This window comes from Streptococcus jiangjianxini (genome assembly GCF_040225085.1).
Classification (GTDB): domain Bacteria; phylum Bacillota; class Bacilli; order Lactobacillales; family Streptococcaceae; genus Streptococcus; species Streptococcus jiangjianxini.
The window spans coordinates 1-14,331 of record NZ_JBEHGL010000020.1 but is presented as its reverse complement, the minus strand read 5'-3'; the positions used below and the strand labels follow the sequence as shown (position 1 = coordinate 14,331).

At 39.5% G+C, this 14,331-nt stretch carries 11 protein-coding genes; 1 reads left to right on the top strand and 10 read right to left on the bottom strand.

Annotated features, from left to right (window positions below; translation table 11 throughout):
• Window position 1: 1 nt before the first annotated feature.
• Entirely contained in the window at window positions 2-2,464 is a 2,463-nt protein-coding gene (gyrA, locus tag ABP870_RS08595) for a DNA gyrase subunit A (protein WP_350015032.1), read from the bottom strand.
• Between the two features lie 255 nt (window positions 2,465-2,719).
• Here gyrA and ABP870_RS08590 point away from each other — a divergent pair, with 255 nt between their 5' ends.
• Window positions 2,720-3,709: an L-lactate dehydrogenase gene (locus tag ABP870_RS08590; protein WP_018379334.1), complete on the top strand. Its 990-nt coding sequence runs from the start codon at window positions 2,720-2,722 to the stop codon at window positions 3,707-3,709.
• A 625-nt stretch (window positions 3,710-4,334) separates the two neighbouring features.
• Here ABP870_RS08590 and dapA read toward each other — a convergent pair.
• The 9 genes from dapA to ABP870_RS08545 form a co-directional block, all read right to left on the bottom strand.
• The gene (dapA, locus tag ABP870_RS08585; RefSeq protein ID WP_350015031.1) at window positions 4,335-5,264 is read right to left on the bottom strand and encodes a 4-hydroxy-tetrahydrodipicolinate synthase; all 930 of its coding nucleotides are present in this window, start codon (window positions 5,262-5,264) and stop codon (window positions 4,335-4,337) included.
• Window positions 5,265-5,386: 122 nt separating this feature from the next.
• Window positions 5,387-6,463 carry an aspartate-semialdehyde dehydrogenase gene (locus ABP870_RS08580; protein WP_350015030.1) on the bottom strand — a complete coding sequence of 359 codons (1,077 nt, stop codon included), beginning with the start codon at window positions 6,461-6,463 and terminating at the stop codon, window positions 5,387-5,389.
• Window positions 6,464-6,738: 275 nt separating this feature from the next.
• Window positions 6,739-8,325 carry a cardiolipin synthase gene (cls, locus tag ABP870_RS08575; RefSeq protein ID WP_350015029.1) on the bottom strand — a complete coding sequence of 529 codons (1,587 nt, stop codon included), beginning with the start codon at window positions 8,323-8,325 and terminating at the stop codon, window positions 6,739-6,741.
• Between the two features lie 199 nt (window positions 8,326-8,524).
• Window positions 8,525-10,093, bottom strand: coding sequence for a cardiolipin synthase (gene cls, locus ABP870_RS08570; protein WP_350015057.1), 1,569 nt, complete (start codon window positions 10,091-10,093; stop codon window positions 8,525-8,527).
• 135 nt (window positions 10,094-10,228) lie between these two features.
• Window positions 10,229-10,513: a DUF1905 domain-containing protein gene (locus ABP870_RS08565; RefSeq protein WP_350015028.1), complete on the bottom strand. Its 285-nt coding sequence runs from the start codon at window positions 10,511-10,513 to the stop codon at window positions 10,229-10,231.
• Window positions 10,514-10,515: 2 nt separating this feature from the next.
• Window positions 10,516-11,007, bottom strand: a complete 492-nt coding sequence (locus ABP870_RS08560) for a GNAT family N-acetyltransferase (RefSeq protein ID WP_350015027.1) — start codon at window positions 11,005-11,007, stop codon at window positions 10,516-10,518.
• Entirely contained in the window at window positions 10,997-11,554 is a 558-nt protein-coding gene (locus tag ABP870_RS08555; RefSeq protein ID WP_350015026.1) for a GNAT family N-acetyltransferase, read from the bottom strand. The genes ABP870_RS08560 and ABP870_RS08555 overlap by 11 nt, the downstream gene beginning before the upstream one ends.
• A 423-nt stretch (window positions 11,555-11,977) precedes the next feature.
• Window positions 11,978-13,648, bottom strand: a complete 1,671-nt coding sequence (locus tag ABP870_RS08550) for a formate--tetrahydrofolate ligase (RefSeq protein WP_350015025.1) — start codon at window positions 13,646-13,648, stop codon at window positions 11,978-11,980.
• 134 nt (window positions 13,649-13,782) lie between these two features.
• Window positions 13,783-14,121, bottom strand: a complete 339-nt coding sequence (locus ABP870_RS08545; protein ID WP_350015024.1) for a glycine cleavage system protein H — start codon at window positions 14,119-14,121, stop codon at window positions 13,783-13,785.
• Between the last annotated feature and the right edge of the window lie 210 nt (window positions 14,122-14,331).

Sequence of the window (14,331 nt, the reverse complement as noted above, 5' to 3'; positions counted from 1 at the left end):
TTTAATCCTCGGTCTCTATAGTTTCAGCTGTTTCTTCAACACCTTCGGCATCAACCAGCGCAAAGGTTACCAATTTTGATGTTTCATCAAGCCGCATGAGTCGAACTCCCATGGTTGAACGACCAGTTTGAGAAATATTTGAAACATTAGTCCGGATGACAACCCCTCTATTGGTAATCAACATGACATCCTCGTCACCAGAGACGGTAACAAGACCAGCTAAAGCCCCGTTTTTATCAGTGATATTGGCTGTTTTAATACCTTTACCACCACGCCCTTTGGTTGGATACTCTTCAGCAGATGTCCGTTTTCCGTACCCTTTTTCAGTAACAATCAGCACTTCTTGATCATTGGTAATAGTTGAAGCTCCTACAACATGGTCCTCATTGCGAAGTTTTACCCCACGAACACCGGCTGCAATACGTCCCATGCTACGAACAACTGATTCATTGAAGCGAACAGAATAGCCAGTTGTTGTCCCAATGATAATATCGTCATGACCAGTGGTTACCAGAACATTGATTAACTGGTCATTGTCTTTAAGTGTTATAGCCTTGAGACCATTTTGACGAATGTTATCAAATTCGGAGGCGGGAACACGTTTGACGATACCAGCATAGGTTGTAAAGAAGAAATAATGATCCTTAATATCATCCTTACGAGCATTGATCATGGTTTGAATAAACTCTCCATCGTCTAGCTTCAAGAGATTGACAACGGGTAAGCCCTTAGCTGTTCGACCATATTCTGGAATTTCATACCCTTTTAGCTTATAGACACGACCCAAGTTAGTAAAGAATAAGATCGTATCGTGGGTGTTAGTTGATACTAACTGACTAACGAAGTCGTCATCGTTAACCCCAGTTCCTTGAATGCCACGACCACCACGTTTTTGAGCACGGAATTCATCCTGAGCAAGGCGTTTAATATAGCCTTTATTAGAAAGTGTGATAAGCACATCTTCCTCTTCAATCAGGTCCTCATCTTCAAGAGACAGAACTTCTCCGACCATCAATTCTGTACGACGGTCATCGTTAAATTTACGTTTAACCTCATCTAACTCTTCCTTGATAATGGTAATAACGCGATCTGGTTTGGCTAAAATATCAGCCAAATCAGCAATAAGCTTCAAGAGTTCATCATATTCTGATTGGATTTTATCTCGTTCCAATCCTGTCAGGCGACGAAGACGCATGTCTAAAATAGCCTGGCTTTGACGTTCGCTTAATTCGAAACGAGACATCAATTCAGCTTGAGCTTCACTGTCGGTTTGACTATTACGGATAATAGCAATAACTTCATCCAAGTGATCAAGCGCAACCAACAACCCCTCTAAGATATGAGCACGACTTTCAGCTCTGGCCTTATCAAATTCAGTACGTCTAACAATTACTTCTTTTTGGTGAGCAATGTAGTTATCTAAGATTTGGCGGAGTGTCAAAATCTTAGGAACCCCTTTTTCAATAGCCAACATGTTAAAACTAAAATTAGTTTGTAAGCTAGTCATTTTAAAGAGGTTATTCAAGATAACATTGGCTGAAGCATCACGTTTCACTTCGATGATAAAACGAACCCCTTCACGGCTTGATTCGTCACGGACGGCTGTAATACCTTCGATACGCTTTTCTTGAGCTAGTTTAACAATATGTTCATGGACCTTGGTTTTATTGACCATGTATGGAAACTCAGTAACCACAATGCGTTCACGCCCAGTCTTAGTTACTTCAATCTCTGTTTTGGACCGAAGAACAATGGATCCTTTACCAGTATCGTAAGCACGATAAATACCTGATTTTCCCATAACCATAGCACCCGTTGGGAAGTCAGGGCCAGGAAGAACTTCCATAAGATCACGTGTTGTGACATCAGGATTATCCATAACCAATTTAACAGCATCAATCGTTTCCCCTAAATTATGAGGAGGAATATTAGTTGCCATACCAACGGCGATCCCCGTAGCTCCATTAACTAAGAGATTTGGGAAACGAGCTGGTAATACTAAAGGTTCGCGCTCACTACCATCATAGTTATCTTGAAAATCAACGGTATTTTTATTGATGTCCCTAAGCATCTCAAGAGCAATTTTGCTCATACGTGCTTCGGTGTAACGCTGAGCAGCTGCACCGTCACCATCCATGGAACCGAAGTTCCCGTGTCCATCAACAAGCATATAGCGGTATGACCACCACTGTGCCATGCGCACCATAGCATCATAAATAGAACTATCACCGTGAGGATGGTATTTACCCATGACATCACCAGTGATACGAGCTGATTTTTTATGCGGTTTATCTGGTGTAACACCTAGTTCATTCATTCCATAAAGGATACGACGATGAACAGGTTTTAAACCATCTCTAACATCTGGAAGGGCACGTGCCACGATAACACTCATGGCATAGTCAATGAAGCTAGTTTTCATCTCGCTAGTCAGATTGACACTAATAAGATTTTTATCTTCCATTTTCATCTCTTTCTATAAGTCTTTATCTCTACTATTATACCATAATTTTCGTGAATAATAGACACTTTACTTGTTATTAGAAAGTTTGTTAATTATAGTTTTCATCATATTTTCAGAAATATAAAAGAAATCATCAAGAAAATTTTCATCTATTTTCTTATATTTCTTAAGAAATACGTGACATCAATCATCTAAAATGATAAAATACAATTGTATGGGGAAACGCCCCAAAAAAATTAAGGAGATGTTTAGATAATGACTGCAACTAAACAACATAAAAAAGTTATCCTTGTCGGCGATGGTGCCGTAGGTTCATCATACGCCTTCTCACTTGTTAACCAAGGTATTGCACAAGAGCTTGGTATCATTGAGATCCCACAATTATTCGATAAAGCTGTTGGAGATGCGGAAGACCTCAGCCACGCTCTTGCCTTCACATCACCTAAAAAAATCTACGCCGCTCAATACTCAGACTGTGCTGATGCTGATCTCGTAGTTATCACTGCAGGTGCACCACAAAAACCAGGTGAAACTCGTCTTGACCTTGTTGGTAAAAACCTTGCAATCAACAAATCAATCGTTACTCAAGTTGTTGAGTCAGGATTTAACGGTATCTTCCTTGTAGCTGCTAACCCAGTTGATGTCTTAACCTACTCAACATGGAAATTCTCTGGTTTCCCTAAAGAACGTGTTATCGGATCAGGTACTTCACTTGACTCAGCTCGTTTCCGTCAAGCACTTGCTGAAAAACTTGACCTTGATGCTCGTTCAGTTCATGCTTATATCATGGGCGAACACGGTGACTCTGAATTTGCAGTTTGGTCACACGCTAACGTTGCTGGTGTTAACCTTGAAAACTTCCTTAAAGATGTTCGCAACGTTGATGAAGCTGAATTGGTCGAACTTTTTGAAGGTGTTCGTGACGCTGCTTACTCAATTATCAACAAAAAAGGTGCAACATTTTACGGTATCGCTGTAGCACTTGCTCGTATTACGAAAGCTATTCTTGATGATGAAAATGCAGTACTACCACTTTCAGTGTTCCAAGAAGGTCAATATCCAGGTGTTGAAGATGTCTTCATCGGTCAACCAGCCGTTATTGGTGCGCACGGTATTGTACGTCCAATCAACATTCCGTTGAATGACGCTGAACAACAAAAAATGAAAGCTTCTGCCGATGAGCTAAAAGCTATCATTGATGAAGCATGGAAAAACCCAGAATTCCAAGAAGCTTCAAAAAATTAAGCCTTAATAATTAGGTTGAAGAAACATCCATATTGGATAAGTTTCTTCAACCTTTTTAGTTTGGTTTGAAAAATAAAACTCCCAGAAAAGCGAGATAATCAAATTAAAATATTAATCCCTACCCCTCTGCCATTTAAAAAAGATGTGCCCAGTCTAAAATTTCTAGTTTAACAGAGGTAGATTTTGTGATGTCCCTAGCATAATGAACTGAAACAATATCTGAACAAAAAATGCCTCAAGAAAAGTATCGCTACTAAGCAATACTCTTCTTGAAGTATTTACGAAAATCTAGTGTATATGCTAGAATAATAGTTACATCATAATTGTACTATTTTTGTTTCATCATGCTATAAATAGTTAGCTATTTTTAAACATTATTAACATGGTAAGCCCTTTATTTATGATGAAGGGTATTTTTCCACGCGTTCTTCTTTCGAATAGTAGAAGCAAACATCCAGGTGACCTTTTATGGCATTGCTAAGAGGGGAGGAAGATTATAACCTAAACGTTTAGGACGTTCTTGTCTACTTGAGCGGTGGCCGACCGTTGAGTGTTGACCCTTCTCTACCACTTAACGAGTACCATCGCCACAGAGTTAAGACGCTCAATGCTAATCCTCTTAATCCTAGTACTCGGTTGGTCTCAAAACACCTCTAATAGGTTGTGAGGATTCTTGACTTAAAACAACTTGAATAATGTCGTTGGCTTGTTGGTTTGTACAAGAAACTAACGGCAAACGCAATGGCCCTACTTCAAACCCTTGATGATTTAGGACGGCTTTGACTGGTGCTGGACTGGAAACTGAGAACAAAGCATTGACTTTTGGAATAAAGTGACGTTGCATTTGAGCTGCTTTTTTAAGATTACCCTGATCAAGTGCCTCTAGCATATCATACATCTCATCGCCGTTGGTATGAGATGCGACAGAAATAACCCCATCTGCTCCTAGAGCCAAGGCATGGAAAGCCTCGCCATCTTCACCAGTATATATTAAGAAATCTTCTGGTGACTGCTCAACGAGATAGGCAATGTTTTCAAGGCTTGTACACTCTTTAACACCGATGATATTAGGATGTTGAGCAAGACGTAACATAGTTTCAGGTTCAAGCGTTACGACGACACGACCTGGGATATTGTAAATGATGATTGGCAAGTTACTGGCATCTGCAATCGCTGTAAAATGTTGATAGAGTCCCTCTTGGGTAGGCTTATTGTAGTATGGAACAATCGCTAAACCTGCAGCGAAACCACCAAATTCTGCCACTTCTTTAGCAAATTCAACAGAGTCACGGGTATCATTGGTTCCAATACCAGCAATCAAGGGGACACGTCCATTTACAATTTTTTGAACAGCTGCGAATAATTCTAATTCTTCTTCATGTGTTAGGGTTGGACTTTCAGCTGTTGTTCCGGCTAATAAAAGACCTTCTGTGTGATGTTCAAGTAAATGTTCTATTAATTTTGGTAGAGCATCATAGTTAATCGAGCCATCTTCTTTGAATGGTGTCACCATTGCGGTGATGATTTTGGCGTTTCGCAATTGTTCAATCGACATATTTTCCCTCTCTTTAATATAGGAAGCTTAACAAGACCTTATTTAAATAGTTGCTAAGTGGGTGAGTATTTGGATAAGGTCTTATCGCTAAATAACTAAGTTCCCCAAATGACAACTGGCACTTATTTTAATTCAAATGTAAGGTCATTAGTTGCACGCACAAGTCCTTCTTTGTGAAGTGTTTCAGCGATTTGGACAGAATTCCAAGCAGCGCCTTTGAGAAGATTATCGGAAACAACCCACATATGAATACCATTTTCTTGGTCTAAATCTTTACGAATACGCCCGACAAAGGTATCACGACTGCCAACAGCATTGACAGCTTGAGGATAAATTTGGTGAGCCACATCATCTTCTAAAACAGCACCAGGAAAGTCAGCGATAGCTTCTTTTACCTGATCAATGGCTGCTACTTCTTTTGTTTCGATATAGACTGACTCAGAATGGGCTGAAAGAACTGGGATACGGACACAAGTTGCTGAAACTGCAATCTTATCATCTTCCATGATTTTCTTGGTTTCCATTGTCATTTTCATTTCTTCGTAGGTGTAGTCATTATCTGTGAAAACATCAATTTGAGGAAGTGCATTAAAAGCAATGGGGTAATGTTTGTTATCCCCACCAGAAGGAAGGACCGTAGCTGTTACATCTTTAGGGTTAACACCATCGTTTAGAACTTGACGTAGTTGATTCTCAGTCTCATTGATAGCCGATTGCCCTGCACCAGAAACAGCCTGATAAGTTGAAACGATGATGCGATTTAGGCCCCACTTTTGACGGATAGGCTCAAGAGCAACCATCATTTGAATAGTTGAGCAATTGGGGCAAGCAATAATACCCTTGTGGTTCTTCATGGCATGGGCATTGACCTCAGGGACCACTAAAGGAACCTCTGGGTGTTGTCTAAAATACGACGTGTTATCAACTACCACAGCCCCTGCTTTAACAGCGTATGGCGCAAACTTAGCAGATGTTGAGCCTCCAGCAGAAAAGAGTGCAATATCTACGCCATCAAAAGACTCTTCAGTAGTCAATTCGACAGTTACATTTTGTCCCTTGAATGGTAGTATCGTACCTGCTGAGCGATTAGACGAGAGGTAACGAATCTTATCGATTGGCAGCGTTGATTCTTCTAACATCTTGATCATCTGTGTACCGACGGCACCTGTAGCACCGACAACTGCAACTGTATATCCCATAGTAAACCTCTTTTTCTCTTTTAGAAAACTATCGTCCTAATTTTCTAAAAATTTCTTAGTTTTCATTATACTATTTTTCAGCTAAATTGCAATGTTTGGAAAATGAAAAATCCCCTGTCTAAAGACAGAGGACTAGGGCACTTAATAGTGAGGTAAGAAGGTTCACACAACTTACCAAGGTCGGCTTCCTGCCTTAATGACCTCCCAGCGCAATAGTGGTTAAAACCACAATCGACTCATCGCATGCTATATATCATACCATGAAAGGTGTCATATTACAAGAGTGGTGCTATTGTTTTGAGTAAATAACCACTGATTTTTCGTAAAGGTGGTCTTGCTTTTAGACTAAGGTAAGTTACACGTTGGCACTTTGTTAAAGTTTCTTGGAAATCTTTTTCAACGTCCTTAACAGCTTCAGAACGATACATGTAGACACCACACTCAAAATGGTGGTACAAGCTCCGATAGTCTAGATTAATTGTTCCTACAGTGGCTTTAATATCATCGCTAACAAAGAGTTTAGAATGCACAAAACCAGGGGAATAACGGTAAATAGAAACGCCGGCATCAAGCAATTCTTTAAAATAGGTCTCACCCAAAATAAAGGCATAAGGCTTGTCGGGGATACCAGGCATGATAAGGGACACTTCTACTCCCCGTTCAGCGGCGAAGGTAAGAGCATGCATCATCTCGCTGTCAATTACAAGGTATGGCGTCATGATGTGGACGTAGTCTTTCGCATTATTTAAAATATCAATATAGACATTTTCAGCAATATGATGGTAATTCATTGGAGAATTTCCATAGGGAGCAACATAACCAGGAGCTTCAACACTCAGGGGGGAATCCAATAGAAAGTTTCCAAAATCATCTTCATCGCTCGTTGTCGACCACATGGTTAAAAAGAGTGCTTTAAAGGTTTGCACAGCCTGCCCTTCGATTTTAATGGCATTATCTTTCCATCGACCAAATCGATCAATTTGATTGATGTACTCATCGGCTAAGTTAACGCCTCCTGTAAAGGCCACTTGTCCATCAATAACAGTGATTTTACGATGGTCACGATAATTATAGTAAGTGGACAAAAATGGTCGTATTGGAGCGAAAGCACGCGCGTCAATCCCCAAGGATTTCATCCGATCTGCATAGTCATGGCTAAGTGTACTCAATTCAACCATACCATCATAGAGGACTCGTACCTCAACACCCTCGTTAACTTTTCGTTCTAGAATGGTCAGAATTTCTCCCCACATGACACCTTCTTCAATAATGAAATATTCTAAAAAAATATATGATTGGGCTTTTAACAGTGCTTCTTTAAAAGCTGGGAAAAAATCATCTCCTAAAGCATAATAGGTTATACGGCTACCTTCGTAGGTTGGAAAATGACCAGGACTTTTATTGAGATAAGTCACTAATTGATAGGTATGGGGATGATTGTCTTTAATGGTCGTTAACAGTTCAGGGTCTTGGTTGAGATGTTTAGCTGATTCGTCTGTATATTGGATTACCTTACGTTTTAAATCCCTAACGCCAATGTCTGCTTTAGTGTAAAGAAAAAAGAGAGACCCAAAGATAGGAAAAAGCATCATTAGCATAAGCCAAGTATTCTTAGAAACAGCATCCATCTTACTGTTAAACAGATAAATAACTACCAAAGCCCCGACAAGATGTTCTAGGTAAACAACTCTTAAAGACAATCGATTAAACCATAAAAATCCAAATCCTATGAAGATAAATTCTAATAAAATAGCCAAAAGAATAACGGCCCCTCGGCTAAATATAGCTCGACCGATACTTGTGTGGTTTTTAGGCAAGAGTCGCGTGACGGGGAATCTCTTACCAAAGCGACGTTTAGCCATGGCTTCTCCTTTAACAGATAAACTATCTTTTATTATATCAAAAAGAGAGCTATACAGAACTTTTTAAACTGCTTAAAGATCTGTATGGCTCTCAAGGCCTTTCACTAAGGTACGACAGTTAGTGTATTATGCTTGTAAGGCCTCTAGGTACCTTTGAGGGATATGACAGCACTCAACGTAAAAGTCAGATATTTTGAATCTACATCAATGGGGCTATTGTTTTAGCTAATGTACCGACAGCTTTTGTGATGAATGGTCGATTCTGAACCTCTTCCAAGCTAACCAGATGACTTTGAAGCAGTGTCGCTTGGAAATCATTCTCGATTTGAGGGATACATGATACTTGATACATATAGGTGGCACATTCAAAATGATGGTAAAGACTGCGATAGTCTAGATTGATCGTTCCTACAACGGCTTTATTGCGATCACTGACAAATACTTTAGCGTGGATAAAACCAGGAGTGTATTCGTAAATGTTGACGCCTGCTTTAATCAAAGAAGCGTAATAGGTTTTAGCAAGAGCATTGGCGATCTTCTTATCTGCAATACCTGGCATAATGATTTTCACATCAACACCACGTTGGGCAGCAAACTTTAGAGCATGAGCCAGTTCACCGTCAAGAATTAAGTAAGGGGTCATGATATGAACGTAGTCTCTAGCTTGGTTTAAAATATCAATGTAAACATTCTCACCAATTTTATCATCATCTAAAGGTGAATCTCCGTAAGGCACGATAAACCCATTATTATGACGGTATTCGTGTAAGGCAAGATAGGGTTCAACTTCAACGTCGTCTTGATCGATATTCCACATCTGTAAGAACAAGATAGTAAAGGTATCTACGGCACGTCCCTTTAACATGATTGCTGTGTCTTTCCAATGGCCAAAGCGTTCAACGTGATTGATGTATTCATCTGATAGATTGATTCCACCTGTGAAAGCTACCTTACCGTCGATGACTAAAATTTTACGATGATCACGGTAGTTATAATAAGTTGAAATAAATGGGGATAGCGGGGCAAATGATTTGGCTTTGATACCGATTTTTTCTAAACGTTTAGTATAATCAAAACTTAGTGTTGAAAATTCGATCATTCCATCATACATGACACGAACTTCAACTCCTTCTGCTGCTTTTTGTTCAAGAATGGCTAGTATTTCCCCCCACATCAGGCCCTCACCGATGATAAAGTACTCTAGGAAAATATATTTTTTAGCTTTGCGAAGTTCTTCTTTGAGAGCTGTAAACTTTTCCTCTCCAGAAGCAAAATAAGTCACATCGGTTTGGCGATAAACTGGAAAGTGACCACTCGAATTTTCTAAGTATGAAATGAGATTATAGTTGCTAGAGTGACGATTTTTTAACTCCATAACGGCTTCTGCGTCTTGGATAAGGTAGGGTTGGGTCGCATCAATCGTCCGTTGAATTCCCGATTTCATAGCTTTAAAGCCGAAATCCCGTTTAGTGTAAAGCAAGAATAAACTCCCGATCAGTGGGAAAGGCACCAAAATCAACAACCAAGTGATAACAGCCGTTGAATCCATATCGCTATTGATAAGATACAAAACTGTCACAATGGATAAAATGATTTCAAAAATCTCAAATTGAACCTTATAAGTTTGGAACCAACGATATGAAGCAACAAAAAAAAGAATCTGTAAAATTAGCAAGATAGCAATAACTGTTGTCCGACTAAAGATTCCTCGCAAAAAACCTCGTTTACCACGATCTAATAAGGTTATGATTTTTTCTTTTTCGTAAATGTTTCTTTCCTCTCAATCTAGAATTAATTATAAAATATTATAACAGAAAAATAGGTAAAAGAGATTTTAAATTGATGACTTTTTCACTTTTTCTAAAAGGGAATATTTCAAAAATCTAAAGACCTTAGTAACGAGTTAATCCCTTTCCTGAACGGTTATTGTCACCGTATCACCTACTGTTTTACCAATAGCTTTTTGAATATCCTTTCGAATACCAATAATATAAACAATCTCACCTTTGTCATCTTTGACACCCATATTGACAATAGACCCGTCATAAGGGTGTCCATCAAAAGTCACATGAACTTTCACACGTCCTTTACCGAATTCTGTGCGAATATTATAAGGAAAAATAGTATAAGCGCCACCTTTTTGTTCAGCTGAATCAATCTCTGATTGATACTCATAAATCTTTACCAATCTTAGTCCTCCAAACGTTTTTGCATCCAGACGATATCGTGCCACCGTTCAAATTTATAGCCCATTTTAGTAAAATGACCTACTTTTTCATAGCCACGATCTTGATGAAAACCGATGCTGGCTTCATTAGGATACGTGATACAAGCCAAAACGTTTTTCATTCCCATTTTTTCTAATTCATTTTCTAAAGCATCATACAACTTTGTTCCGATCTGCTTACCACGCGCTTTTTCTGCAACATAAATAGACACTTCACAAGACCAATCATAGGCTGCGCGATCCTTATAAGAACTGGCATAGGCATAACCTAAAATCTCTTCATTTTCTTGGTAGACCAGATACGGAAAATTAGTCAAAGTCTGGCGGATGCGATGTTTAAATTCGGATACACTTGGAACGGTGTACTCGAGGGTGATGGCTGTTTTCTCTACATAAGGAGCATAAAGGTTCAAGAGTTCTTCAGCATCAGAACTTTTAGCACTTCTAATAATCATCTGTCTTTTCCTTTAGATAATCTGATTTTAAAATAGCAAAGATGGCAATATCAACTAGGCCTCTGTTATTGATAGAGGCTTGGCGCAGTGTTCCTTCATATGACATGCCTGCCTTAGTCATAACTTTTCCAGAAGCTGGATTTTCCGTATCAAAAACAGCTTGAATACGATTGATAGCCGTTTTTTCAAACAGGCTGGCAATTACTGCTTTCAAGGCTTCTGTCATAAAGCCCTCATTCCAAAAGTCTTTGCCCAAAATATAACCAATCTCAGCAGTTTGAGTATCTTCTTTGTGATCAACAATAGCAATGTTTCTTATCAGTGTCTGATGACTTTTTTTAACAATGGAAAGATGATAACCAGCACGTTCCTCTTTTATCCAAGAAGATATTATCTTCCTAGTGACTTCTTGATTATCGTGTGCTTGCCAAGTAACATGTGTGACATTATCTTGACGACCCGCCCAGTGTTCAAACATGGCTGGCACATCTTCAAGCATAAAAGGTCTCAAAACCAGGCGTTTGGTTTCAATGGTTTTTATAGACATGGTTAACTCCGTCGTAATACATTAATGAAAATTTTCAAAAAGTATTATGTCATCTTATCGCAGACAGTAACAGACGTTCGTTTCTGTCAACTTCTCGTTACCAATAAGGCCGTGAAAAAAGAAAAATAGAGCCGCGTTCCTTTTAAGGATGTGATGACGACAATTCTCAAGTGTTGGTTCACCAATGGCAGACGTCTCTTAGATATCCCTTCCTTTAGCGTTTCTAGTGACTGTTTGTGATTTCAAGTCACTAGAGAGGGAGCATACTAATCTTTAGAGGATTTTACGGAGAAAAGACTCCCCCATCACAAAGATCAAGTGTTTCTTTCACTGGCATTTATGCCTTAGATCTTTAATGCCTCTATTTGGGGAGTACTTGGCAACATGTCATATCGGCCTTTTTAGATTGCTTTTTCTTTTTGATTAGAATAAACCGATTGCTGTCCCATCTTCTAAGACATCCATATTCAGCGCAGCGGGTTGTTTAGGTAAGCCAGGCATAGTCATGACATCACCGGTCAAAGCAACGATAAAGCCTGCCCCTGTTTTGGGAACGAATTCACGAATGGTAACGTCGAAGTTCTCTGGTGCGCCCAGCAAAGCGGGATTATCTGAGAAAGAGTATTGAGTTTTAGCCATGCAAATTGGTAATTTATCCCAGCCAAATTCAGCAAACTGTTTGAGCTGCGCTTTAGCTTTCGGTCCAAATTGTACTGATGTTCCACCGTAGACCTTAGTCACAATTTTTCGAGCTTTTTCTTCCAAGCTATCCTCATCATTGTAAAGACGTTGGTAATTGGCATTTCCTTTGTCAATTGTTTCAACAAGGGTTTTAGCCAGTTCAACGCCCCCATCGGCTCCATCAGCCCAAACACTAGCTAATTCAACTGGCACATCGAGTTCTTTGCAAAGCTCTTTCAATGCAGCGATTTCTGCTGGCGTATCTGCTACAAATGCGTTGATAGCTACAATCGCAGGGATACCGTATTGACGAATGTTTTCAACGTGTCGTTTTAGATTCTCAAAACCTGCACGGACAGCTTCAACATTTTCTTTAGACAAGTCAGACTTAGCAACTCCACCATGCATCTTTAGGGCACGAAGAGTGGCTACGATAACAACAGCATCTGGTGATTTAGGAAGATTTGGCGTCTTGATATCAAGGAATTTCTCAGCCCCTAAGTCTGCTCCAAAGCCAGCTTCCGTCACGGTGTAGTCTGCCAAATGTAAAGCTGCTGTTGTGGCTAAAACTGAGTTACAACCATGAGCAATATTGGCAAAAGGTCCCCCATGGACCAAGGCTGGTGTTCTATAAATGGTTTGTACTAGGTTTGGTTTAAGAGCATCTTTTAAAATGAGAGTCAAGGCCCCTTCGACGTTGAGGTCACGTACATAAACAGGTTTACGGTTAATATCATAAGCTACCACAATGTTAGAAAGGCGTTTTTTGAGGTCTTTGAGATCGGTTGCTAGGCAGAGAATAGCCATGATTTCTGAGGCAACAGTGATATCAAAACCATCTTCTCGAGGGATACCATTAACTGGACTACCCAATCCAACAATTACTTGACGGAGAGCACGGTCATTAAGGTCTACCACACGCTTCCAGATAATACGACGCTGGTCAATGTGAAGGGGATTACCTTGTTGGAGATGATTATCCAAAAGAGCAGCTAAGGCGTTATTAGCCGTTGTAATAGCATGCATATCACCTGTAAAATGAAGATTGATATCTTCCATAGGGAGAACTTGCGCATAACCGCCGCCAGCTGCACCGCCTTTAATCCCCATAACCGGACCAAGTGATGGCTCACGAAGGGCAATCATAGTTTGTTTACCAATCTTATTGAGAGCATCTGCAAGACCGATCGACATGGTCGACTTCCCTTCCCCTGCAGGTGTAGGGTTAATGGCCGTTACTAAAATCAGTTTCCCTGGTTCATTTGATTGGACTTCTTTAATCTTATCAAACGATAATTTAGCCTTGTATTTTCCATACAGTTCCATATCATCAGGGCTAATACCAACTTTTTCAGCAATTTCCGTAATTGGTTTTAGTTCAATACTTTGAGCAATTTCGATATCAGATTTCATGAGGCACCCTTTCTAGTTAATAATGGGATTATATCACAACAAATCAATAAAACGCATGTTGTTTATGTTTTGAACAAAAAATGTTCGCTTTTATCTTGGATTAAAAAAGGAAACAGATGGAAATCCCTGCTTCCTTAATTTTTAGGACCTTCTAAAGCCTTATAAGCAGCCTCATCAACATTTGATAAAATGACAATCCAATTTTTAGAGGCATCCGTTTGATTTAATAAATCAGGATCAGCACCTGCCGCTTCATTGCGAGAAACAATCGTCCCTGCTAGAGGACTTGCTAGTTCCATCACAGCTTTTGAACTTTCCAGATTTAACAGGCTATCATCAACTTCTACAACGTCTTCTTCTGTGAAGTCAATGTAGGCAATGTCTCCAAGAACCTCTTGTAATTCTGGAGTCATACTAATTCTGTAAAGATCTTCTTCTTTTGTAATGAGTAATGAATTCGCTACTTTTGCCATGAGTTCTCCTTGCATCTTTTTATTCTTTCAAATGATATTATTATAACAAGATTTAGGTTAAAAATCAGCTCAAAGTGCTTATGTTCACGACAAACGCATGAAAATCCCTAATCTATTTCTCTGGCTTCGAAGCTATGTTTGCCTTACAGTAATCGTTTTAAATACTGGTCAAAGGACAGACTAAGGACAAATTTTTTACGTCGCATGCTC